Raw genomic sequence first — 22436 nt, 5'->3', positions numbered from 1 at the left:
TCTTGCAAGACCCACCCGGTGTAACCGGTATCGTTGCAGATATTGGAGGCAGATGCCGCGCCTGGTGTGTTGCCGCGCGACAGATGGTGGCGCAGATCGGCGAAAGAAAGTCGTATTCTCGACCGAATAGTTGAGGCGCCGTCACCCCTTGCGGGCGTAGCGTTGCAGGATCGCGGAGATATCCGGCTCGGTCTTGTCGGTGTCGAGTTCGGCGCGAAGCTCGACCGCGTCGAGGTGTTCGAGCATGATCCGTTCCGCCGTGGCGGTGTCGCGCGATTGCAGGGCGCGGATGATCTGGACATGCTCGTCGACGGCACATTCCGGCGAATGCAGCCGCGCGAACCGGGCAAGGATCAGCGAACAGCGTGAGACGATCTCGCGGACGAACCGCGTCAGCGCCTGTGAGCCCGTAAGCTCGGCAAGCAGGATGTGAAACTCGCCAGCGAGCCGGATCGAAAGCGGGCCGTGATCTGTAAGCGCCGTCTCCTCCTGCCGGACATGCTGCTGCAGCCGCTTGACGCCGGCGGCGTCGAGATCGGCGACGAGCCGTCGGATCACCTCGGCTTCGAGCATGCGTCTCAGTGCGAAGATGTCGCGGGCTTCCTCCAATGTCGGCTCGGCCACGCAGGCGCCCTTATTGGCGCGTAAATCGACAATGCCTTCTGCGTTGAGCCGGACCAGGGCCGCCCGAACGCTGGTACGGCTGACCTTGAAATGGTCGGCGATCGTATCTTCGGAAAGTTTCGTTCCGGGCCTCAGGGCCTGTTCCAGGATCGCCTGGCGCAAAAGCTTGTAGACCACTTCGCTGCGGCTAGATTTCTCAGACAAGGTTGCCTCCCCAACGGGCCGATCGGGGACCGGCCGAACATGTCCCTTGTCTTCGATAGCGCCCGTCCAAATGGTCGTCAATATTGTATACAATAATGTTGATGTTTGTATTCTCTTGTCGTATGCAATTGCAGGCGCCGACAAACAAGACCGGTGCCGGCCGGTTCGGGAGGAGGCGTGCGGAGAGGACCGCGCGACCTGAGAAGGCCTGAAAGGGAACAGCCAATGGGAGGGAATTCATGAACAGCAGGATTCTGCAGCTCTGTGCGACAGTTGCCGGCATCGCCGTCGGCCTGGTGGCCGCGACCGCTGCCAACGCCGCGACGACGCTCGAAACCGTCAAGGCCCGCGGCAAGCTGATCTGCGGCGTCTCGATGAGCACGCCGGGCTTTGCGACGGCCGATGCCAAGGGTCACATGGAAGGCTTCGACGTCGATGTCTGCCGCGCCGTGGCGGCTGCCGTATTCGGCGATCCGGAAAAGGTCGACTTCGTCCTGACCAACATCAATACGCGCTTCCAGGCGCTTCAGTCCGGCGAGATCGACATGCTGTCGCGCCAGACGACCATGACCTTTTCGCGCGAAACCTCACTCGGGCTCGATTTCGGCCCGACCGTGTTCTACGACGGCCAGGGTCTGATGGTGCCGAAGTCGCTCGGCGTCAGCAGCGCCAAGGAACTGACCGACGCAGCGATCTGCACGCTGCCGGGCACCACGACCGCCCAGAACCTCAGCGACTTCTTCCGTACGATCGGCGGCAAGTTCGAGCTGGTCGTCTTCGAAAGCCCGGACGAAAACCGCAACGCCTTCTTCTCCGGCCGCTGCGAGGCGATCTCGTCCGACCGTTCGGACCTTGCCTCGATCCGCGCCGTTGCCAACAACCCGGACGATTACGTCGTGCTGCCGGAAACGATCTCAAAGGAGCCGCTGGCGCCGGCCGTTCGCCAGAACGATTCCAACTGGCGTGACATCGTCTCCTGGTCTGCCTGGATGCTGATGGCTGCCGAAGAGCGTGGGATCACCCAGGCCAATGTCGACGAGATGACCAAGAGCGAGGATCCGGAGATCCAGCGCATGCTCGGCGTCAGCGAAGAACTCGGCAAGATGCTGAACCTCGACAACAAGTGGGGCTACAACATCATCAAGGGCGTCGGGAACTACGGCGAAGTGTTCGAGCGCAACCTCGGCACCAAGACCGCGCTTGGCCTGACGCGTGGCCCGAACACGCGCTGGAGCGAAGGTGGCCTGCTCTACGCACCGCCGTTCCGTTGAGAATCGACGGGCCCGCGCGTTTCGCTCGGGTCCACGTCTCCACATGGTGCCTAATCGGCCCGTGGAGAGTGCGCGCGGTATGCCGCCGTACTATAAACGATAGAAATCGATCAAGTTATGATCTTGGGTCGCGCCGGCCCGAGATCATTGTGCTCCAAGGGACGGGTGCCGATGCCCCTGTTTTATGACGCGCGCATTCGCGCCTATCTCTATCAAGTGATCACCGTCGGCGTCGTGCTGCTCATCGCCTGGGGGATGTTCAGCACCGCAAGCGCCAATCTTGCCAAGCAGGATATTGCGACCGGTTTCGGCTTCCTGGCGCGCCAGGCCGGATTTGTCATTACCGAATCTGCCATCACCTATGAGCCGACGGATACGATCGGCCGCGCGATCCTCGTCGGCATCACCAACACGGTCAAGGTTTCGCTGCTCGCTGCCCTGTTCGGCACTGTTCTCGGGCTGTTGGTCGGCATCGGGCGGCTGTCGCACAATCCGGTGTTGTCGCGGCTGATGCTTGCCTATGTGGAAGCGCTGCGCAACGTGCCGCTGCTGCTCTATCTTCTGCTCTGGTATTCGCTGATCATCTCCGTGTTTCCGCCAGTCAAGCAGGCGATCGAGATGCTTCCCGGCGTCTTTCTGTCGAACAGCGGTCTGGTCACGCCGGCGCTGCACTGGCAGAGCGGTTTCGCTGCGCTGGTCACGGCCTTTGTTGTCGGCGTCGCTGCCGCCGTCGTTACCGCGCGCATTCTCGGCCGCCGCCGCATCGTAACCGGCAAGGAGCGGCCGATTGCCCTGTTCGCGACGATCGCGTTTCTGCTGCCGCTCGCCGCAACCATCCTCTTCGCAAACATCTCGGTCACCTGGGATGTGCCGGAACTCGGCCGCTTCCGCCTGAGCGGCGGCTATCATTTGCGCCCCGAATTCGTGGCGCTTCTGCTAGGGCTGACGCTCAGCGTGTCGGCCAATGTCGCGGAAATCGTTCGCGCTGGCATCCAGGCAGTCAGCAAGGGGCAGTGGGAAGCGGCGACGGCACTTGGCCTGTCGCGGGCACGCACGCTGAAGCTCGTGATCCTGCCGCAGGCGCTGCGCATCATCATTCCGCCGCTCACGAACACCTATCTGACCGTGTTCAAGAACAGCTCGCTCGCGATCGCCATCGGCTATCCGGATCTGGTGATGGTCTCAAACACGATTATGAACCAGACGGGCCAGGCGATTGAAGCCATTGCCATTTTCATGGGCGTCTATCTCGGCCTGTCGATCCTGATCTCGCTGGTGATGAACTGGTACAATGCGCGGGTCGCGCTGAGGGAGCGCTGAGCCATGACACAGGTCGACACCCTCGCGAGCAATGCGACGCTTGCGCCGAGCCGCGAAGCGCCACCGGCATCGCGCAGCCGCTGGTTCAGCGCCTATTTCGGCACGCCCGGCAATGCGCTGATCACCATCCTCTGCCTCGGCACGGTCTTTGCGCTCGCCAAGCTCGCAATCGGCTGGCTCTTCGTCGACGCCACCTTTGTGGGCACGCCGGCGGAATGCAAGGCGACCAGCGGCGCCTGCTGGCCGTTCCTGTCGGCGAAGATGCGCTACATCTTTTTCGGCTTTTATCCCTTTGAAGAGCAATGGCGTCCGCTGACGGCGATGCTTCTGTTTCTCGGCGCCTGCCTCGTCTCGATGATGCCGAAGGTCTGGGGGCGGGGACTGCTGATCGCCTGGGTCGCCGTCGTCCTGCCGGTGCTCTATGTGCTGATGGCGGGCGGCTATTTCGGCCTCACGGTCGTGCCCACGACGCAATGGGGCGGGCTGCCGCTTTCCTTCATGCTCTCCTTCATCGGGCTTGCCTGCGCGCTCCCGCTTGGCATTGCGCTGGCGCTCGCCCGCGCATCGAGCCTTCCGGCAATCCGCGTCCTCGGCGTCGGCTTCATCGAGATCGTGCGCGGGGTGCCGCTGATCAGCATCCTGTTCATGGCGACGGTCATGCTGCCCCTGTTCATGCCCAATGGCATCACCATCGACAAGCTCGTCCGGGCGCAGGTGGCGATCATCCTCTTTGCCGCCGCCTATATCGCCGAGATCGTGCGCGGCGGCCTGCAGGCGGTTCCCAACGGGCAGGTCGAGGCCGGCCATTCGCTGGGTCTGCATTACTGGCAGATCATGCGTAAAATCGTGCTGCCGCAGGCGCTGAAGAAGGTCATTCCGCCCTTGGTCAGCCTGTTCATCGGCTTCTTCCAGGATACAACGCTGGTGACGATCGTCGGTCTGCTCGACTTCCTCGACACCGTCCGCACCGCCATGCGCGACCCGCAATGGCAGGGCATCGCGGTGCTGGAGGGCTATGTCTTCGCGGCTGTTGTATACTTCGTTTTCAGCGCTCTCATGGGGGCTTACAGCCGTTTCCTTGAGCAATATTTCAGGACCACGCATGACTAAAGAGATCCACGTCATCCGCAAAGCGCATACGCTCGTCGCCTTCGACCGCAAGCTTAATGGCCATGTCTATCTCAACGACGCCGACGTCGCCTATGACGAGAAGGGCTTCGTGCATGTCGGCGGCCACTATGACGGTCCGTTCGTCAGCGAAAGCTCCGGCCGCGACCGGATGATCCTGCCGGGCTTCGTCAACGTGCATTGCCATTCCGGCGAGGAGCCGATCTCCAAGGGCATCTTCGAGGACATGGGGACGGCAGCGCTCTGGGGCAATGCGCTCTACGAATACTCCAACCTTCTGGAAATCGATGACGATGCGATCGAGGCGTCGCTGACGGTCATGGTCGGCGACCTGATGCGTAGTGGCGTCACCACGTTGCTCGATATTGCCGGCCCGCATGCGAGCTGGCTGCCGACGCTTGCCAAGAGTGGTGCACGCACCTTCGTCGCGCCGGGTTTCCGCGAAGCGCAATGGCACGTCGAAGACAGCCATCGTCTTGACTTCCGTTGGGACAGGGCGCGGGGGCGCGATGCCTTTGCGCGAGCGCTTGAGGTCGTCGATACTGCGAATGCACACCCATCGGGCCGCCTTGGCGGCGTCGTCGCACCGTCGCAGATCGAGACCTGCTCGCCGGAACTGCTGCAGGATGCGGTGGCGGCAGCGCGTCAGCGCGGCATGCCGATCACCATTCATGCTGCCCAGACCATGACCGAGCACGAAGAACTCTTGCGCCGGCACGGGCTGACGGCCGTACAATATCTTGAAAAGCTGGGTCTGCTCGGCAAGGACCTGATCCTTGGTCATTGCATCTTCGTCGACAGCCATTCCTGGACGCGACAGCGCACGGAGATCGACTTGCGTCTGCTCGCCGAACGCCAGACGACCGTCGCCCATTGCCCGGTCACCTTCTCGCGCAGCGGCATGGCACTGGAATCGGTCGGCCGCTACCGCCGCGCCGGCGTCAACGTCGCGCTCGGAACCGACAGCTATCCGTTCAACATGCTCGAAGAAATGCGCCAGGCGATGATCTGCGCGCGGCTCTCGGGCAAGTCCGTCTTCGACGTATCCACCGGCGACATCTTCGAGGCGGCGACGACCGCCGGCGCGCGGGCACTTGGCCGGGACGACATCGGCCGGATCGCCGTCGGCTCGAAGGCGGATTTCCTGGTGGTCGATCTCAGGCACCACGCCATGCAGCCGGTCTACGACCCCTTGCGCAATCTCCTGCATTGCGCGGCCGAGCGGGCGATCGAGCGTGTCCACGTGGACGGCACTTGCGTCGTCAGTGATGGCCGCCCGACCTTGATCGATTATGACGGCGCGCTCGCAAAGCTCCAGGAAGCGCAGGACTACGCTTGCCGCAAGGCGGCTGAGAACGACACGAAGGGTCGCGCAATGGGGACGCTTGCGCCGCTCTCACTGCCGCGCAGGTAATTCCGGCCGCGGTCCGTCAGGACAGAAAGCGGTGTGCGGCGAAGAGGCAGATCAGGACTGTCGCCGCCGCGCCCGCCAGCGCGCCAAGACGCCTTTCGAGGAAATCCCGGATCTCTTCGCCGAAACGGCGCAGCAGCCAGGCGAGCAGGAAGAATCGCGCGCCGCGGGCAATGATCGCCGAGACGATGAACAGGCCGAGATTGATGTTGGCGGCGCCTGAAAGGATGGTCACGACCTTGATCGGCGGCAGATGCGCCAGGCCCGAGGTGACGAGCAGCAATGCCAGCATCTCACTGTCGACCGAGGCCTTCAGATGCTCGAAGGTGTCGAGCTTGCCGTAGAACTCGAGCAATGGCCTTGCGATGGTGTCGAAGGCATAATGGCCGAGATACCAGCCGGCGATGCCGCCAAGTACCGAGCAGACCGTCGCCACGAGCGCATAGCGCCAGGCCCGTTCCGGGCGCGCCAGCGCCATCGGGATCAAGAGAAGATCGGCCGGAACCGGGAAGATCGAGCTTTCGACAAAGGCAATGATGCCAAGCCAGACAATGGCGGTTTCCCGTGTCGCGAGCGACATTGTCCAATCGTACAGGCGTCGGAGCATGAGGTGCGGTTCTCTGTTGGCCCGGGGTCCGTTTACGGGCCCCAAGGCTCGTCTATAGGCCAGAGAGCAGGGTGTAAATGTGGCTGACTTCTGTATTTGAGACAATTCTCACGAGAAGCCGTGCCGGTATTATTGGGCAGCCGCCATGCGCGCGTAGCGCCCTGGCGGTTGCCCGACATGGCGGCTGAAGGCCGTGCTGAAGGTGCTTGCCGAGCTGTAGCCGACATGTTCGGCGACGGCGGCAAGATCCAGTTCGCGTTGCCGCAGCAGGTCCTTGGCGATCGCCATGCGCCAGACGAGCAGATACTCCATCGGTGGCACGCCGACGGCGCGCGTGAAGCGCTCGAAGAAGACGGAGCGCGACAGTGCGGCCTCGTGCGCCAGCTCCGTCACGGTCCAGGGATGGGCGGGATCGGCGTGGATCTGGCGAATGGCCACCGCCAGCCGCGCATCTCCCAGCCCGCGCAACAGGCCGGGTGCCGCGCTCTCCCCTTCAATTGATCGAAGCGCCTCGACAAGCATCACTTCCACAAGGCGTGCGAGAACCAGGTCGTGGCCCGGGCGTTCGTCGCGTGCTTCTTCGCCCACAATGCGGACGAGCGTCGAAAGCCGTTCTATCCCGCGCAGATGCATCAATGCCGGCAGCAGCGAAACGAGCAGTCCGGCGTCGGGCGAGTCGAGGACGAAATAGCCGCCGAGCAGGCGCACGTCCGGTTCGCCGTCCTGCCTGCCATGGCGAACTTCGCCGACCGGTGACGGCGCCGCCTTGGGATCGATGAAGGTCGGCTGAACCGGATCGAAGCCCGAGATGGTGAAGCCGGGCGTGCGAGGCAACAACACGAAGTCGCCCGCCTGCAGCGTCACCGGCGCCTCGCCATCGACTGCCAGCCGGCACGATCCCTCGATGGCGGTACAAAAGCTCGGATGACCGAATTTGGAGTAGCGAACCGCCCAGCGGCCGGCACCGCTGATGCCTTTGGTGAACACTGTGCGTGGGCGGAGAAGCTGAATAAGCTGCGAGAGGGGATCGGTCATTTCAGGATGCTAGCAAATAAAATCAGGACTTCAAGCCGTAGAACGTCCGCAGTCCGCGCAGTACTCCGTTTCCATCGCAACCACGAAGGATACCGCTATGAAGACCGTACTGATCACTGGCTGCTCTTCCGGCTACGGGCTGGAGACTGCGCGCCGCTTTCATGCCGAAGGCTGGAGCGTGATTGCCACGATGCGCTCGCCCCGACACGATATTCTGCCGAATTCGAAGCGGCTTCGTTTGCTGGCACTCGATGTCACCGATCCCGACAGCGTCTCAGCCGCCATCGCGGAAAGCGGTCCGATCGATGCGCTCGTCAACAATGCGGGCATCGGCGTGGTGGGTGCCTTCGAGGCAACGCCGATGTCCCATATCCGCAAGGTCTTCGACACCAATACCTTCGGCGTGATGGCGATGACCCAGGCGGTGATCCCGCAGTTCCGTGCTCGCCGGTCCGGCGTCGTCGTCAACGTCACCTCCAGCGTGACGCTTGCTTCCATGCCGCTGGCTGCCGCCTATACCGCCAGCAAGACGGCGATCACTGGCTTCACCGGTTCGCTTGCCCACGAGCTTGCCGCCTTCGATATCCGTGTCAAGCTGGTCGAGCCGGGTTACGCGCCAACCACGCGCTTTGCTCACAACACGACGATGCGGGTCGAGGACCTGATCCCCGAGGCCTATGCCGAATTCGCAGCGCCGATCTTCGCCCAATTTGCAGCACCGTCTCTGGTGACGACCGAGGCCGACGTCGCGGAGGCCGTCTGGCAAGCGGCGAACGATTTGTCCGGCCAGCTCCATTTCCCGGCCGGCGACGATGCGGTGGCGCTGGCACAGGCAGGCTGACGTACCTGAACTCAACTGCGCGTCTTCAGGCGATCTCGGGGTAGCCGAGACGATGCGCGAACCGCGCCAGTTCCGCCACAGGCTCGTAATCGGCATCCGACAGAACCGCGAAGTCTTTTAGGGAAAGCACAGCGCGGGCCTCAGCCAAATTGGGCTCCGTAATCGCCCGTCCGAGTGAACTGCACAGCAGCAAAAGCTCGTCGTCCGAGGCGTCGCCGCGGGTGACGAGAGGCAGGCCCGGCGTGCTGGCAGTGGCGGTCAAGACCCGCAGACCGGCCACGCGTTCCGGATCAAAACGTTGCGTATTGCCATAGGTCACGCAGTCGATGGCGGCCACGTCGGCAGTGTCCGATGCAACCGCATCGATGCTTGCCAAATGGCTGCCGGTTTCGGCAACAGAGGAGAAGAACCGGCCATTGCGGCTGCGGGGCGCGATCGCCGCGCGCAACAGGTTGGTTCCGGAATTGCTGATCGGATCGTTGATGGCAGCCCGTGTCCCCCGGAGATCTTCAAGGGAACGGACCGGTGCGTTTGCTCGCACGATGACGAAGCTGCACATGTCGGGCCCGTCGCAGCCCGGGTGCCCGTAGACCGGCGTAGCGACAAGGCGAACCTTGCCGCGCAAATGCCGCACGTAGGGATAACCGCACGTCTGCGCGAGCAGCAGCGCCGGATGAAGCCAGGCATCGGCATGATGGAGGACGGCGTCCAATCGGTCGGGCACATCCGTCAGGCCCTCGCGCCGCAGGTCGTCGCGCAGGAACGCCCAGAGCGTTGCCGTTGCGGCCGCGAGCGGCTGAGGGCTGACATACATCGCAAGGCTGGCTATCCGCATGATTTCCCCGCGCTCCATGAGCACTCCCGCCATGGCGTAAAATGCGTTCGGCGAAGCGTCAAGGCCGTGGTCGCGGCGCCAAAGCGGTGGCAGCCATGCGTCTGGATGGCGGCGCCGATGTGCGGTGCTAGGCCGTGCGGCGAAGGCCAGCCCGCTCCACCGCGGCCGTTTCAGATCGACGTCCGCTGGATGTCGTGCGGAAGCGCTCGACCAGATCGAACAGGGCGGATGCCTGGCCTGAGAGCCTGTGGGTCATGGCGGTGCTGTCCTCGACCATCGCATTGTTCTGCTGGGTCACGGCGTCCAGCGACAGCATGGTCTGGTTGATGTGCTGCAGGTCGGTTGCCTGGTTGCGCGCGTCGCCCGCGATCTGCAGCGTCTGCTCGTTGATCGCGTGGATCTGACCGGAGATTTCGTCGAGCGCGTCGCCAGCGGCCCTGACGAGAGAAACGCCCTTCGCCACTTCCTCGGCCGACGCGGTGATGATCGCCTTGATCTCCCGGGCGGCCTGCGCCGACTTCTGCGCGAGTTCCCGCACCTCATGGGCAACGACCGCAAAGCCCTTACCCGCTTCGCCGGCACGCGCCGCCTCGACCCCTGCGTTCAGCGCCAGGAGGTTGGTCTGGAAGGCGATATCGTTGATCGTGCCGATGATCTGAGAGATGGCGACCGATCCCTTCTCGATCTGGGCCATGGCGCAGACGGCGTTCATCACCACCTGACCCGAACGATCGGAACTCGCCTTGGCAGCGGCGGCGATCGTGGTTGCGGATGTGGCGTGTTCTGCGGTGCGGCCGATGGTGGCGGTGATTGCGCCGAGCGCCGCGGTCGCTTCCTCCAGCGTCGCCGCCTGATGTTCGGTGCGCTTGGCGAGTTGGCCGATGGCGTCGCGCATCTCGCCGGTTTCGCCGTCGATCTCGGCGCTTCTCGCCTTCACGTCACCGAGCGTGACCGCCAGGCTCTCCAGCGACAGGTTGAAGTCCGAGCGCAGGCGATCGAAGCCGGCGCCGAAGGGGCGGTCGATGCGCGCCGTCAGATCGCCGTGGGACAAGCGTTCGAGCCCCGAGGCCAGCATTTCGACGGCCTCGTTGATCTGGCGCGATACCTCGGCCTGGGTCGTCTCGCGGCCGTGCCGTTCCTCCTCGATCATGGTTCGCGTCTCCGCTGCCTCGGTTTCGAGGCGGGCACGGTCGCGAAGAGCGTCCCGGAAAACAAGGACGGAGCGGGCCATGTCACCGATCTCGTCCTTGCGGGTACCGCCAACACCGCTGATCGTCGTGTCGCCATCGGCGAGCCTGCTCATGTCGCGGACGAGACCGGTAATCGGGTGCGTCAGTCGGCGCGAGTACCAGATGGAGATCGCCAGCGCAGCCGCGAGGACGGCAAGCGCGGTCGCGAGCGTCCAGTTGCGCAAGGCGGTAACCGCGGAAAAGGCCTCCCGCGAGGTCATGACCGCAGCAATGGTCCAGCGCGTGCCGAAAACATCAAGATTGGTGGCCGCCATCTGGGCTTCCTCGCCGCGGAAATCCGCAAGCCTGCTGCTGACGATGCCGTCTTCCGCCGGCTGGTCGGCCACGATCCGGGCGTTCAGCATATCGTTGCCGGGTGTGGCGGCGCTGTCGGCGAGGAAGAACCCGTTACTGTCGAGCAAAATCGTTTCGCCGGTTTCGCCAAGGCCCGTGCGGTTGCCGACGATTTCGCCGATGCGCCCATCCGGCATTTCAAGGATCAGCGTGCCGATCTTGCCGTCAATCGATTCCAGGGGGATGGCGACGAACGCAGCGGGGCTGCCGCCAAGCGGGGCATAGGCTTCGTAGGACGCAAAGGCGAGCTTGCTCTTGTCCGTTCCCTCGGCCGTTTCCCGGAAGACGCGGCCAAGCCCGGTGTCCTTCCAGGCCACGTCCTTGAGGTTGACGCCAAAATCCCCTTTCTTGTTGAGGGCGTATACGACATCGCCGCTGAGATTGGCGAGCAGCACGTCGCGATAGCCGTGGGCTTCGGCGAAGCGCCGGAAGAACGGGTGATAGCGCGCATGCAGCGCGTCGTAGTCGTCGACGCCGGCGGAGCTGTAGAGGGCGCGCTTGTCTTCGGCGTTGGGGTTTTCCGCCAGGTAGCGGCGCTGCAATTCGCTTTCGGTCTTTTCCCCGAACTTGGCGGCTGCGCCATTGAGGTCGGTTAGCGCCTTGGCGACGGACTTCTGTGCTTGCAGATTGCGCAGGTCGTTTTCCACGGTGGTGAGGTAATGGCGTAGCTCGTTGCGGCGGGCATCGGCGAGCGCCTCCAGCTTTTCGATTGCCGCGCGTGACGAGAGATTGCCGCTGACGGTCAGGCTGGCAAGACTGGTGGCAGCAATGGAAAAGGCGGCCAGAGCCGCCGCAGCGAGAGGAAGCTTCGCGGACAAACGCATAACAATCACCGGACGTGCAAGGGGAGGAGGCCATGCCGAAGGCTGGTCGCGACGCCTCATGCGTCCGGCGGAAGGGCTTCCGCGCGGAGAGTTATACTGTCTCACGTTACAGCTTGATGACAGCTGGATGACATCGCCAAAGTTTGCCGTGGAGAGCGACGGCTCTATCTCGGCAAGGCGCCTGTCAGGAAAATGTCGGCGCAGCTTTCTGCTCGCGCCGTGATCGTCGCCTCGTCGATGGTGCCAAGGCAACCCATCATGACGGCGCGTTGCGGCTCCATCGCCATCATGCCGCGCAGCATGCCTGCGGTCAGACGCGGGTCTGCCACCGCGAGCCGGCCGTGGGCCACCTGCGTCCTCAGCCATCGCTCCAAGGTGGCACTTGTCCGCTGGATCGCCTGTTCCCAGAAGGTGGCAGCAACTTCGGGAAAGCGTTCTGCCTCGGCGAGCACCAGGCGGATGATCGCGATCGTGTCGTGCGAGAGCACGAGATGTCCGTAGGCGGCAAGCAGGTGCACCAGGCCACCCCTTACGCCCAGATCTTCCAGGTTCTCTTCATCGGCTTCCAGTACGAACTCGGCGATCCTGAGGGAGATGACGCGCTCGAAGAGATCGGCCTTGGTGGGAAACAGCCGATAGAGCGTCTTGGTGGAAACGCCGGCATTCTGAGCTATGACGTTGATGTTCGCCGCCTCGTAGCCGAGGTCGCAGAATTGCCGTTCGGCGGCGAGGACGATCACCTGGCGCGTCTCGTCGTCCGGTCGGACCTGGGGACGGCCGCGGGAGCGTGGCGGCTTCTGCTTTTCGATCATGGCGGCTTTCCAAATTCTTCGAATTTTTAGGTGAGCCGAGTTGAGAAAGCAATTGTTTTCCGAAATTTCTGTGCCGCGTGTCCTGGCCGTGGCGGATATTGCGACCTTTGCGAACACGTTCTAGCTTTGCTGCATGGCGACGTCGAAACTCACGACCTATCGTGCGAAGCGGGACTTTTCCCGGACGCCGGAGCCTGCCGGAAGAAGTGGCGGGGAGGGCAATCGTTTCGTCGTGCACAAGCACCATGCCACTGCCGATCACTATGATCTCAGATTACAGGTCGGCGACGTGCTGAAAAGCTGGGCGGTCCCCAGGGGGCCGTCGCTCAACCCCGCCGACAAACGGCTGGCTGTCGAGACCGAGGATCATCCGCTCGACTACATCGACTTCGAGGGCGTCATCCCGGAAGGCGAATATGGCGGTGGACCGATGATCGTCTGGGACACCGGCGTCTGGGCACCGATGGACGATATCGAAAAGAGCCTGAGAACCGGCGCGTTCAAGTTCCGTCTAGCCGGCGAGAAGCTCAATGGCGGCTGGATGCTGACGCGGCTGAAGCCGAAACCGGGAGACGACGACACGCGCAACTGGCTGCTGTTCAAAGAGCATGATCCAGCCGCCGATCCTGATGTCGACATTCTGACGGCACGCCCGGAGAGCGTGAAAAGCGGGCGGCGCATCGAAGAGTTGGTCGAGCCGCCAAAGAAGCCGGCTAAAGCGGCGAAGCCGGCCGTCCTCAAGCCTGGTTCGCTGCCGGGCGCTGTGAAAGGTCCGAAGCCGCAGCGGATCGAGCCGCAGCTCGCCAGCCCTATCCCGAAACCGCCCGGGGCCTCACCGGGAGAACAGACTTGGCTGCACGAAATCAAGTTCGATGGCTACCGCACGATGGCGGATCTCTCGGATGGTTCCGTACGGCTGATCACGCGCAGCGGGCTCGACTGGACGAAACGCTACGGCGATCTGCCAGACGCATTCCGAAAGTTGCCTTGTCGGGAAGCGATGATCGATGGCGAGATCGTCGCTCTCGACGACAAGGGCATTAGCCGCTTCTCGCTGTTGCAGGAGGCTCTTTCATCCGGGACCGATGGCAAGCTCGTCTTCTATGCCTTCGACATCCTCCATCTCGACGGCTGGAATCTCGCCGAAGTTCCATTGGAAAAGCGCAAGGGTCTGCTGGCGCAGCTGCTTGAAGGGCAGATATCGAGCCGTTCCGCCATTCAGTTCAGCGACCATGTGGAAGGTGACGGGCGCGGGCTCTACGATCAGGTCGCCGAGCTGGGGCTGGAAGGGATCGTATCAAAGCGTGCCTCCGCACCCTACCGCAGCGGACGCACCCAGACCTGGACCAAGACCAAAGCGCTCAAAAGCGAAGACTTCGTGATCGCAGGCTACACCGTCTCCGAGGCGGCCGAGGGGCTGGCGGCACTGGCGCTCGGGGAGTGGGTGGGCGGCGAGCTGCACTACCGCGGCAAGGTCGGCACCGGCTTCGATGCGGCGACAGCCAAGCAATTACTCGCCCGGCTGCAAGCCTTGCGCGGGGGTGAGACCGCGCTGGACGGTGCGCCCAAGGAAATCCTCTGGGTGCGGCCGGTGCTATCCGCCCGCATCCACTACTCCAACCGCACGACCGACAATGTCTTGCGGCATGCGGTGTTCAAGGGGCTTCGCGATGTCGAGCTTTCGGCCCCGGCGACGGCGCCGCGCAAGCGGCTGATCACGGACGCCGACCTGGCGACGATCCAGGTGACCAACGCCGACCGCCGGGTGTTCGGAAGATCCGGACCGACCAAACTCGACATTGCCGTCTACTATGCGCTCGTCGGCGATTTCATGCTGCCGCATATCCTCGGACGACCGGTGTCGCTTTTCCGCTGCCCGACGGGGAAGCGGGCCGATTGCTTCTTCCAGCGCCATCCCTTCACCGGCATGCCGCCCTCCATCGTCAGCTTCAACGCGACCAATTCCGAGGGCGAGAGCAAGTCCTTCCTCTCGATCGAGGGCACGAAGGGTTATCTGGCGCTCGCTCAGTTCGGCGTGATCGAGCTTCATAGCTGGGGTTCGCGGCGCACGCGCTTGGAGAAGCCCGATCGCGTCGTCTTCGATCTTGATCCCGGCGAGGGGATCTCGTGGCGCGACGTGGTCGAGGCAGCGGTCCATATTCGCGGCGAGCTGGAAGCAATCGACCTCGTTCCTTTCGTCAAGACGTCTGGCGGCAGCGGCATCCACGTCGTGGTGCCGGTCAAACCGAAGCTGGACTGGAAGAAGACACACCAGGCAACGAGCGCGATAGCGACGCGGCTGGCGGCGACTGCACCCCAGACCTTCACCACGACCATGGGCAAGGAAAACCGCAAAAAGCGCATCTTCATCGACTTCCATCGCAATGCGCGCAGCCATACGGCGGCCGCTCCCTATTCGCTGCGGGCACGCACCAATCTGCCGGCTTCGGCCCCGCTTCAGTGGGCGGATCTGGAGACTATCGACGCTCCGGAGGATTTGAACTATTCTTCGCTGCCTGGACTTCTGGATACTTTCGGCGATCCCTGGGCGGATATCGACGACTTTGCCAAGGATCTGCCGCTTCTGTCCGAAACGAGGACGTAATGCGTTTGGCCGCGTAGGAGACATCAATGGCGCCCAGGGCAAGTTGGAAAGGTTATCTCAAACTCAGTCTCGTCAGTTGCCCCGTCAGGCTCTATCCGGCGACCAGTTCGAGCGAGCGCATCAGCTTCAACCAGCTGCACAAGGACACCCACAACCGGATCAACATGAAGCCGGTCGATCCGGAACTCGGGCTCGTCGAGCGCTCGGATCTGGTCAAGGGCTACGAATACGAGGACAAGAAGTACATCATCATCGAGGACAGCGATCTCGACAGCGTCAGGATCGAATCCAATCACACGATGAACATCGAGGCCTTCGTCGATGAAGGCTCCGTCGACGTGATCTACCAGGACGCGCCCTATTATCTCGCGCCCGACGGCGCGATGGCCGAGGAAACCTTCGTCGTCCTGCGCGAAGCGCTGAAAAAGAGCGGCAAGGTGGCGATCGCGCGCCTGGTGCTTTCGAGCCGTGAACGCGTCGTGACCATCGGCGCGCGCGAAACCGGAATGTTCGTCTGTACGCTGAGAAACCCGAGCGAAGTGCGCGGAACCGCTGAATATTTCGGCAATGTACCCGTTGGTCATCCGGACCCTGAAATGCTGCAGCTTGCCGAAGCCTTGATCCAGCAGAAGATGACGGTCTTCGACCCGAAGAACTATGAGGATCGTTATGAGATCGCGCTGATGAAGATGATCCGCGAGAAGCTCAAAGGTCATAAGCCGATCATTGCGGCAGCCCCTGAGCGCGGCAATGTCATCAACCTTATGGATGCGCTGAAGGCGAGCCTGTCGCAGTCGAAGCCGCCTGCAAAGAGCAAGCCCAAGGCCGAGCCGGCAGCCAAGCAAACCACCAAGGCGGCAGCGCCAGCCAAGCGGACGGCGGCAAAGCCGGCCGCGAAGAAGAAAGCCTGATGGCTGTTGCAGGCCAGACATTCGGTATCGTCGGGGCGTTGTCGGCCTTCCCGCGCCGGCTTGTGGCGCGCGAGGTCGAGCGCCAGCACGGCCACGTGCGTCGCGGCGTGACGCGCCAGACGACCTATCTGGTGTTCGGCCGCAGCCTGCTTGCCAAATCGAGCGAGGCGGAGATCGAAGCCCGTTTCGATGCCGAACATTCGTCCGGGCGGTGGCTTATCAGCGAGAACGGCTTTCTTCGCCTTTTGGGGTTGATGTCGGTGCCGGCTGCGTCCGCGCTTAGTCGCCAGTCGCTGATCGATCAGGCGAGGCTCTCGCCGCGCATCTTCGACTTGCTCTCCCTGTTCGACGCTTTCGAGCATGACAGCGAGCCCTACTCGTTCCGCGATCTCATCCTCGCCAGGAAATATGCCGAGCTGATTGCCAGCGGCGCGAGTTGGAGCGCGATCGCCCGGTCCGTTCATCGCTCCGGACCGGTCGCCTCGTTGACGGCGCTTTCGCTGCACCACGGTGGCACCGATGCGATCTATGCCCGCAGCGCCGAGGGCCTGAGCGAGCTGAATGGGCAATTGCTCTTCGATCTCGACACACCCGACGATGCCGCCCTGGAAGATCTCTTCGATCTGGCCGAGGAGGCGGAAGCCAATGGCGACTACCTGGAGGCTGCGGCCTTCTATCAACGCTATCTTGCCATGGACCGGACGGATTCGGTCGCGGCCTTCAACCGCGCCAATTGCCTGAAGGCAGCCGGACGGGAGCTAGATGCGGCCCATGATTACGCCCGCGCCATCAAGCTCGATCCATCCTTCGTCGAGGCCTGGTTCAACCTCGCGGGGCTGATGAACGAACGGGGGCGGATCGACGCCGCGCGCAGGCATCTCGGGAAGGCGATCGAGATTGACGGCGACTATGCCGACGCCGTCTTCAACCTGGCGAAACTCGAATTCGATGCCGGCGATCTCGCGGAGGCGAAGCGTTGGTGGACCCGCTATCTCGAACTCGATAGCGACAGCGAATGGGCGCGAACGGCGGAGCGCGGCGTGCAATATGTCGACCTGCAGAGCCGCCCGAGAACAGGCTGATATGGGCGACAAATTTCTCTTCGACGGACCCGACGATGCCGCGGTCACCATCCTTCTTGCCCATGGCGCCGGCGCGCCGATGGATTCGGCTTCGATGACCGCGACCGCAGGGGCGCTTGCGACGGCAGGCTTTCGCGTTGCACGCTTCGAGTTCGGCTATATGGCGGCAAGGCGCACCGTTGAGGGGCGCAAGCCGCCGCCTCGCGCCGACACGCTCAATCCGGAATATCTCGCCGCCATCGAGGATCTGGACGTCAAAGGCCCACTTATCATCGGCGGCAAGTCGATGGGGGGACGCGTCGCGAGCATGATCGCCGATCCGCTGCATGCGGCCGGCAGGATCACCGGGCTGCTCTGCCTCGGTTATCCCTTCCATCCGCCAGCCAAGCCCGAGCAACTGCGCACCAAGCACCTGGCCGGCCTCAAGACGCCGACGCTGATCTGCCAGGGAACCCGCGACGAATTCGGCACGCGCGAGGAAGTGCAGAACTACGTGCTTTCCGATGCGATCGAAGTCCTGTGGCTCGAGGACGGAGACCATGATCTCAAACCGCGCAAGAGCATTTCCGGCTTTTCGACCGCCGATCATTTAAGGACCTTGGCCGATGCGGTGGCAGCCTGGGCTGCCCGGCTGACACGCTGATCCGATCGCCGGAATGAAGATCGCCACCTTCAATATCAACGGCATCAACAGGCGGCTCGACAACCTGATCGCCTGGCTGGGCGAGGCGGAGCCGGACATCGTCTGTCTGCAAGAGTTGAAGGCGCCCGATCGGCAGTTCCCGCGCTCGGCGATCGAAGCGGCCGGCTACGGCGCCGTGCGGCAGGGACAATCCGCGTGGAACGGTGTGGCGATCCTCGCCCGAGACAGCGAGCCGGTGCTGACCCGTGTCGGGCTCGACGGCGACCCGTCGGATGCCGAGGCGCGCTATATCGAGGCTGCCGTCAGCGGCATCCTGGTCGCCTGTCTCTACGCGCCCAACGGCAACCCACAGCCAGGCCCCAAGTTCGTCTACAAGCTTGCCTGGCACGAGCGTCTGGCCAAACATGCCGCCGAACTCTTCGCCCTAGATCTGCCTGTCGTGCTTGCCGGCGACTACAACATAGTTCCGGAGCCGCGCGACATTTACCCGACAACCTCCTACGACGACAATGCGCTGGTCCAGCCCGAAAGCCGCGCCGCATTCGGCGAACTTCTCGACCAGGGCTGGCTCGATGCGCTGCGCAAGATCCACCCGAAGGACCAGCTTTTCACCTTCTGGGACTATCGCCGGAACCGTTGGCAGCGCAACGCGGGGCTTCGGCTCGATCATATGCTGCTCAGCCGCAAGCTTTCTCGCAAGCTTACCGGTGCCGGCATCGACCGGGAGGTTCGTGGCATGGAGGGTGCGAGCGATCATGCGCCGGTGTGGATCACGCTCCGCGATTGACCTGACAATGCTGCGGGGAGACTGCACGTCCATGCGCGACGGTGATACTGTTTCGCCTCGAACGCCGCTATTCGCAGCCGCGATCCGGGGTAAACCCCGTCCGGCCTAGCGGCTGAATGCGGTGACCGCGACATTCAGCCTGGTCAACACGAAGGAGAACCGCATGAAAATCAGCGCGCGCAACCGCCTCAAGGGCAAGATTGTCGAAGTCATCAAGGGCGCCACCACCGCCCATGTCCGGATCGACGTCGGCGGCTCGATCGTGACTGCAGCGATCACCAACGAGTCGGTCGACGAACTTGGCCTGAAGGTCGGTGGCGAAGCCTATGCGGTCATCAAGGCCTCGGATGTCATGGTCGGCATCGACTGATACGCTTGCGGCAAGGGCGCGTGGATCGACCGTCGCGCCCTGCCAAATCGCGACCGGATCACGCCTTCTGGCAGTAATGCGCTTTGCCGTCGCCGGTCTCGAAGTCGCCGCGTTGCGGCGGCGCAATCGGCTTGAACAGCGTCCGGTCGGGCTTCAGATCGATGAGTGGCGTACCGTCGAGGCAATCAAGGCCGCGCACGAGAAGGCTCGAGCCTTCCACGGCTTCGAGCTTGACGATCGAGGTGCCGATCGGGTTCGGCCGAACCGGCGAGCGCAGTGAAAATGTTCCGTGCACTTCGCCGTTGCTGGCTGGGCTTTGCAACACCAGATCGCGCCGCGAACGGTCGAGCCAGTAGAGGATTTCCAGCCGCTCGAACGCCTCCACGCCTTTCAGCGCCAGGACCCAGGGTTCGAAGATTTCGATACGGCAGACCGGGCCGTCATGCCGACCCTGGCGAGGGGTTTCCATGCGCGAGGTCCAGGGCGTGGAAATGCGGCCGATAAAGACGAGACCGGCGTCGGTTGCCGCGGGCGGTACCACGGCCACCTCGTTCTCACGGATTTCGTTCTGGCGGACCATGGTCAGTTCCTTTCCTTATAGAGGGGGTGGTGAGGCGCGGCGCACAGAGACGGGCGTCGCTGCCGTCGATCGAGCCGATCACCACATCGATGTCGTAGAGTTGTTTGAGAGAGGCGGGCGTCAACACGTCCTTGGGTAAGCCGAGCGCGCTGAGTTTCGAGGCGTGGAGAAGGGCGACGCGGTCCGCGACCAGGAAGGCGTGATCCGGATTGTGCGTCGAAAGCACGACCGAAAGCCCGCGTGCCGCCAGCGCTCGGACATGCGAAAGCACCCGCATCTGGTTGCCATAGTCGAGATTGGCGGTCGGCTCGTCCATGACGAGGATGGCGGGTTCCTGCGTCAGTGCGCGGGCGATCAACGCCATCTGGCGTTCGCCACCGCTGATCTCGGTATAGGGGCGCATGGCAAGGTGGGCCATGCCGAGGCCGCCAAGCGCTTCCATGGCAATCCGACGGTCGCGAGCGCCAGGCGATGAGAACGGCGCGAGGTGAGGGGCTCGCCCCATCAACACCACCTCCAGCACTGTAAACGGGAAAAGTGCCGCATGCGCCTGCGGAACATAGGCGATCTGCCTGGCGCGTTCGCGCCGCGACCAGGCGGAAAGCGGTCGACCGTCCAGGATAATATCGCCGGCCTTGACCGGCAGGAGACCGAGGACGGTCTTGAACAGCGTCGTCTTGCCGGCGCCGTTGGGGCCAAGCAGGGCCAGAACCTCGCCGGACTCAAGCGACAGGGAGGCATTCTCGCCTACCGTGCGTCCGCCATAGCCGAAGGCGAGATTCTTGATGTCCAGCGTCATAGCCAGGCCCTCCGGCCGGAGGCGAGCAGCCACAGGAAGAAGGGCGCGCCAACGGCAGCGGTCAGGATGCCGAGCGGCACTTCGATGAGCGCAATGCTGCGCGCCAGCATGTCGACAACAAGCAGATAGGCAGCACCAGATATCATCGAGGCCGGCAGCAGGCGGCGGAAGTCCGGGCCGACCAGCATGCGCGCAATGTGCGGGATGACGAGGCCGATCCAGCCGATGACGCCGCTGACGGAGACGGCCGCCGCAGTGATCAGCGTTGCCGCCGCGATCAGCAATGCGCGGGTAAGACGCGTGTCGACGCCCAAGGTCTGGGCTTCCTCGTCGCCGAGCGTCATCAGGTTCATGCGCCAGCGAAAAAGCACCAGCGGCACCAGCCCGATCAAAAGCGACGGCAGGATCGAAACGACGTCGAGACGCGTGATCGCAGTGAGGCTGCCGAGCAGCCAATAGGTGATCGCCGGCAACTGGTCATAGGGATCGGCGAGGATCTTGATCAGCGATATGCCGGCACCGACGAGAGCGCCGATGGCGATCCCTGCCAGAACGAGCGTCAGGGCCGGATCGCGTCCGCGGATTGCCATGCCGACGGCATAGACTGCGGCGACGGCGAGCAGCCCGCCTGCGAAGCTGATCGCCTGGATTGCCAGGACCGGCAGCGACAGAAAGATGCCGATGACGGCGCCGAGACTGGCACCGCCGGAAACGCCAAGGATATCCGGCGAGACGAGGGGATTGCGGAAAAGCCCCTGATAGGTGGCGCCGGCTGCGGCAAGTGCTGCGCCGATCAGGATCGCACCCGCCACCCGAGGCAGCCGCACGTTCCAGAGCACGGTTGAAAGAACGGGGTCGCTCGGCTGTCCCGATAGGGCCGCGTGCAGCGCCCCGGCGATCTCCGACGGGCCGGCATATTTGCCGACCGACATCGACACCAGGGCGAGCAGGAGGAGGGGGCCGACGAGGAGCCAGAGATTGCCCTTGCGCCCGTCGGCCAGCATGTCCGATGTTTCCTGCCTCCGATTCATTTCGAAGCCGGCACCGCCCCCTTCAGGAGCGTGGCCACTTGTTCGTCCGTCAGGTCGACCTGGTAGAACAGCTTGTAGAAATCGCGGGTCTCAGCCTTCAGGTCCCCCTTGAAGCGGTCGGGATAAAACAGCTTCTGCAGCCAGACGACGCCGATCACTCGGTTGATCGCAGGCGGCGAATCGAACCAGCCGTAAGGCAGGGACGGCGCGGTGAAGACTCGACCGGTCGTGATTGCCTTCACATCGGCCCAGAGCGGGTCCTTCTTTGCCGAGGCTGCGAACTTTCCGCTTGCCGCGATGATGACGTCCGGGTTCCAGGAGAGAATCTGTTCGAGCGACACCTGGGTCAGGCTGCCCTTGCCGGCTGCCGCCGCGACGTTTTCGGCGCCGACGGCTTCCAGGATCTCGACATTGATCGAGCCGGAAAGCCCCGTTTCCAGCCCTTCCGGGCCGCGGCCATAATAGACGCGCGGCCTTTGATCGGCCGCTATCATGGCGAGACTGTCGTTCAGATCCTTGATCCGCTGGTCGGCATAGGTTGCGAGCGTTTCGGCGCGTGCGGCCGCGCCAAGCAGCGCGCCGACGTCGCGCAGCGTCTTGCCGCTATCAGCGAAGCGTCCATCGATCAGCACGTAGGGAATGCCGGTCTGCGCCTGCACCTTGTCGGCCAGCGAGCGGTAGGTGTCGTTGACGGTTCCAACGTCGAGGATGATGTCCGGCTTGGCGGCAAGCACCGCCTCGACGTTGGCGCTGCCGCCCTTGCCCGTGAGTTGGCCATAGGTCGGCAGGTCGCGGACCGACGGTAGCAGGTACGCCTTTTGCTCCTCCGTCGGCTCGCGCACCCAGCCGGCGAGCTTGTCCGGCGCCAGAACATAGGTGAGCACCGAGGCCGGCGGGCCGGCAGCAAGTACGCGGGTGATGGTATCGGGAACCTCAACCGTCCGCCCTGCGGCATCGGTGATCGTACGCGCCTCGGCGGCGCCTGAGGCAAGGCCGAGCACGGCTGAGAAGATTATCGCAAGAGATTTCAACATGAAGGCCACGATAGCGAGAGGGATCGGTCAGGCCGCACTATGGCATGTCGTTATATTTCATGGAATATATTGATTGCGCGATTTGCGATGTTTGGGGAG

Annotated in this window: 21 protein-coding genes; 11 read left to right on the top strand and 10 right to left on the bottom strand. The window is 63.4% G+C overall.

The features are described 5' to 3' along the window. Window positions 1-141: 141 nt before the first annotated feature. A complete protein-coding gene (locus tag IB279_RS22890; RefSeq protein WP_034799636.1) occupies window positions 142-828 on the bottom strand; it encodes a GntR family transcriptional regulator in 687 nt (228 codons plus the stop codon). Between the two features lie 239 nt (window positions 829-1067). Here IB279_RS22890 and IB279_RS22885 point away from each other — a divergent pair, with 239 nt between their 5' ends. From IB279_RS22885 to IB279_RS22870, 4 genes are all read left to right on the top strand, one after another. Next, window positions 1068-2099: an amino acid ABC transporter substrate-binding protein gene (locus IB279_RS22885; RefSeq protein WP_051659497.1), complete on the top strand. Its 1032-nt coding sequence runs from the start codon at window positions 1068-1070 to the stop codon at window positions 2097-2099. Window positions 2100-2270: 171 nt separating this feature from the next. Then, window positions 2271-3419 carry an amino acid ABC transporter permease gene (locus IB279_RS22880; RefSeq protein WP_192339833.1) on the top strand — a complete coding sequence of 383 codons (1149 nt, stop codon included), beginning with the start codon at window positions 2271-2273 and terminating at the stop codon, window positions 3417-3419. Between the two features lie 3 nt (window positions 3420-3422). Continuing rightward, entirely contained in the window at window positions 3423-4529 is a 1107-nt protein-coding gene (locus IB279_RS22875) for an amino acid ABC transporter permease (RefSeq protein WP_034799638.1), read from the top strand. Further along, window positions 4522-5961, top strand: coding sequence for an amidohydrolase family protein (locus tag IB279_RS22870; RefSeq protein WP_034799639.1), 1440 nt, complete (start codon window positions 4522-4524; stop codon window positions 5959-5961). The genes IB279_RS22875 and IB279_RS22870 overlap by 8 nt, the downstream gene beginning before the upstream one ends. A gap of 16 nt (window positions 5962-5977) precedes the next feature. Here IB279_RS22870 and IB279_RS22865 read toward each other — a convergent pair whose 3' ends face one another. Further along, entirely contained in the window at window positions 5978-6565 is a 588-nt protein-coding gene (locus IB279_RS22865) for a YqaA family protein (protein WP_034799640.1), read from the bottom strand. 129 nt (window positions 6566-6694) lie between these two features. Further along, window positions 6695-7600 (bottom strand): AraC family transcriptional regulator, encoded by a 906-nt coding sequence (locus IB279_RS22860; RefSeq protein WP_090295827.1) that lies wholly within the window; start codon window positions 7598-7600, stop codon window positions 6695-6697. A 97-nt stretch (window positions 7601-7697) separates the two neighbouring features. Between IB279_RS22860 and IB279_RS22855 the strand changes: the two genes are divergently transcribed. Next, on the top strand, window positions 7698-8441 hold the full coding sequence (locus IB279_RS22855) for an SDR family oxidoreductase (protein ID WP_034799642.1): 744 nt from the start codon (window positions 7698-7700) through the stop codon (window positions 8439-8441). A gap of 25 nt (window positions 8442-8466) precedes the next feature. Here IB279_RS22855 and IB279_RS22850 read toward each other — a convergent pair whose 3' ends face one another. The 3 genes from IB279_RS22850 to IB279_RS22840 all read right to left on the bottom strand — a co-directional run bounded on the left by IB279_RS22850 (window position 8467) and on the right by IB279_RS22840 (window position 12495). After that, entirely contained in the window at window positions 8467-9276 is an 810-nt protein-coding gene (locus IB279_RS22850) for a phosphate/phosphite/phosphonate ABC transporter substrate-binding protein (RefSeq protein WP_034799769.1), read from the bottom strand. A 127-nt stretch (window positions 9277-9403) separates the two neighbouring features. Beyond that, complete coding sequence (locus IB279_RS22845; protein ID WP_089043793.1) at window positions 9404-11683, bottom strand: methyl-accepting chemotaxis protein; 2280 nt, start codon at window positions 11681-11683, stop codon at window positions 9404-9406. A 164-nt stretch (window positions 11684-11847) separates the two neighbouring features. Then, the gene (locus IB279_RS22840) at window positions 11848-12495 is read right to left on the bottom strand and encodes a TetR/AcrR family transcriptional regulator (RefSeq protein WP_034799643.1); all 648 of its coding nucleotides are present in this window, start codon (window positions 12493-12495) and stop codon (window positions 11848-11850) included. A gap of 133 nt (window positions 12496-12628) precedes the next feature. Between IB279_RS22840 and ligD the strand changes: the two genes are divergently transcribed. The 6 genes from ligD (at window position 12629) to IB279_RS22810 (ending at window position 18893) form a co-directional block, all read left to right on the top strand. Further along, window positions 12629-15100 carry a DNA ligase D gene (ligD, locus tag IB279_RS22835; RefSeq protein WP_090295824.1) on the top strand — a complete coding sequence of 824 codons (2472 nt, stop codon included), beginning with the start codon at window positions 12629-12631 and terminating at the stop codon, window positions 15098-15100. A 26-nt stretch (window positions 15101-15126) separates the two neighbouring features. Beyond that, a complete protein-coding gene (locus IB279_RS22830; RefSeq protein WP_034799645.1) occupies window positions 15127-16011 on the top strand; it encodes a Ku protein in 885 nt (294 codons plus the stop codon). Then, window positions 16011-17093, top strand: coding sequence for a tetratricopeptide repeat protein (locus tag IB279_RS22825; RefSeq protein ID WP_060530339.1), 1083 nt, complete (start codon window positions 16011-16013; stop codon window positions 17091-17093). The genes IB279_RS22830 and IB279_RS22825 overlap by 1 nt, the downstream gene beginning before the upstream one ends. Window position 17094: 1 nt before the next feature. Then, the gene (locus IB279_RS22820) at window positions 17095-17736 is read left to right on the top strand and encodes an alpha/beta family hydrolase (protein WP_034799647.1); all 642 of its coding nucleotides are present in this window, start codon (window positions 17095-17097) and stop codon (window positions 17734-17736) included. A 13-nt stretch (window positions 17737-17749) separates the two neighbouring features. After that, the gene (gene xth / locus IB279_RS22815) at window positions 17750-18523 is read left to right on the top strand and encodes an exodeoxyribonuclease III (protein WP_034799648.1); all 774 of its coding nucleotides are present in this window, start codon (window positions 17750-17752) and stop codon (window positions 18521-18523) included. Between the two features lie 163 nt (window positions 18524-18686). After that, the gene (locus IB279_RS22810; protein ID WP_034799649.1) at window positions 18687-18893 is read left to right on the top strand and encodes a molybdopterin-binding protein; all 207 of its coding nucleotides are present in this window, start codon (window positions 18687-18689) and stop codon (window positions 18891-18893) included. A 58-nt stretch (window positions 18894-18951) separates the two neighbouring features. Here the strand turns inward: IB279_RS22810 and tsaA are convergent, their stop codons facing one another. From tsaA to IB279_RS22790, 4 genes are read right to left on the bottom strand one after another with little or no spacing between them, the layout of a single operon-like run. Next, complete coding sequence (gene tsaA / locus IB279_RS22805; protein ID WP_034799650.1) at window positions 18952-19473, bottom strand: tRNA (N6-threonylcarbamoyladenosine(37)-N6)-methyltransferase TrmO; 522 nt, start codon at window positions 19471-19473, stop codon at window positions 18952-18954. Next, window positions 19448-20272, bottom strand: coding sequence for an ABC transporter ATP-binding protein (locus tag IB279_RS22800; RefSeq protein WP_051659500.1), 825 nt, complete (start codon window positions 20270-20272; stop codon window positions 19448-19450). The genes tsaA and IB279_RS22800 overlap by 26 nt, the downstream gene beginning before the upstream one ends. Then, entirely contained in the window at window positions 20269-21276 is a 1008-nt protein-coding gene (locus IB279_RS22795; RefSeq protein ID WP_034799652.1) for an iron ABC transporter permease, read from the bottom strand. Before IB279_RS22795 ends, IB279_RS22800 begins: the two co-directional genes overlap by 4 nt. A 23-nt stretch (window positions 21277-21299) precedes the next feature. Next, window positions 21300-22337, bottom strand: coding sequence for an iron ABC transporter substrate-binding protein (locus IB279_RS22790; protein ID WP_192339831.1), 1038 nt, complete (start codon window positions 22335-22337; stop codon window positions 21300-21302). Window positions 22338-22436: the final 99 nt, after the last annotated feature.

Source organism: Ensifer sp. ENS06 (assembly GCF_014852205.1).
GTDB classification, from domain to species: domain Bacteria; phylum Pseudomonadota; class Alphaproteobacteria; order Rhizobiales; family Rhizobiaceae; genus Ensifer; species Ensifer adhaerens.
Note: the sequence above shows the minus strand (reverse complement) of the source record. Positions and strands in the feature narration are given on the sequence as shown.

Bases quoted from the DNA above. Each gene is read 5' to 3' on its own strand.
- IB279_RS22885 (WP_051659497.1), top strand. From the start codon at position 1,068: ATGAACAGCAGGATTCTGCAGCTCTGTGCGACAGTTGCCGGCATCGCC.
- IB279_RS22880 (WP_192339833.1), top strand. From the start codon at position 2,271: ATGCCCCTGTTTTATGACGCGCGCATTCGCGCCTATCTCTATCAAGTG.
- IB279_RS22875 (WP_034799638.1), top strand. From the start codon at position 3,423: ATGACACAGGTCGACACCCTCGCGAGCAATGCGACGCTTGCGCCGAGC.
- IB279_RS22870 (WP_034799639.1), top strand. From the start codon at position 4,522: ATGACTAAAGAGATCCACGTCATCCGCAAAGCGCATACGCTCGTCGCC.
- IB279_RS22865 (WP_034799640.1), bottom strand. From the start codon at position 6,565: ATGCTCCGACGCCTGTACGATTGGACAATGTCGCTCGCGACACGGGAA.
- IB279_RS22860 (WP_090295827.1), bottom strand. From the start codon at position 7,600: ATGACCGATCCCCTCTCGCAGCTTATTCAGCTTCTCCGCCCACGCACA.
- IB279_RS22855 (WP_034799642.1), top strand. From the start codon at position 7,698: ATGAAGACCGTACTGATCACTGGCTGCTCTTCCGGCTACGGGCTGGAG.
- IB279_RS22850 (WP_034799769.1), bottom strand. From the start codon at position 9,276: ATGCGGATAGCCAGCCTTGCGATGTATGTCAGCCCTCAGCCGCTCGCG.
- IB279_RS22845 (WP_089043793.1), bottom strand. From the start codon at position 11,683: ATGCGTTTGTCCGCGAAGCTTCCTCTCGCTGCGGCGGCTCTGGCCGCC.
- IB279_RS22840 (WP_034799643.1), bottom strand. From the start codon at position 12,495: ATGATCGAAAAGCAGAAGCCGCCACGCTCCCGCGGCCGTCCCCAGGTC.
- ligD (WP_090295824.1), top strand. From the start codon at position 12,629: ATGGCGACGTCGAAACTCACGACCTATCGTGCGAAGCGGGACTTTTCC.
- IB279_RS22830 (WP_034799645.1), top strand. From the start codon at position 15,127: ATGGCGCCCAGGGCAAGTTGGAAAGGTTATCTCAAACTCAGTCTCGTC.
- IB279_RS22825 (WP_060530339.1), top strand. From the start codon at position 16,011: ATGGCTGTTGCAGGCCAGACATTCGGTATCGTCGGGGCGTTGTCGGCC.
- IB279_RS22820 (WP_034799647.1), top strand. From the start codon at position 17,095: ATGGGCGACAAATTTCTCTTCGACGGACCCGACGATGCCGCGGTCACC.
- xth (WP_034799648.1), top strand. From the start codon at position 17,750: ATGAAGATCGCCACCTTCAATATCAACGGCATCAACAGGCGGCTCGAC.
- IB279_RS22810 (WP_034799649.1), top strand. From the start codon at position 18,687: ATGAAAATCAGCGCGCGCAACCGCCTCAAGGGCAAGATTGTCGAAGTC.
- tsaA (WP_034799650.1), bottom strand. From the start codon at position 19,473: ATGGTCCGCCAGAACGAAATCCGTGAGAACGAGGTGGCCGTGGTACCG.
- IB279_RS22800 (WP_051659500.1), bottom strand. From the start codon at position 20,272: ATGACGCTGGACATCAAGAATCTCGCCTTCGGCTATGGCGGACGCACG.
- IB279_RS22795 (WP_034799652.1), bottom strand. From the start codon at position 21,276: ATGCTGGCCGACGGGCGCAAGGGCAATCTCTGGCTCCTCGTCGGCCCC.
- IB279_RS22790 (WP_192339831.1), bottom strand. From the start codon at position 22,337: ATGTTGAAATCTCTTGCGATAATCTTCTCAGCCGTGCTCGGCCTTGCC.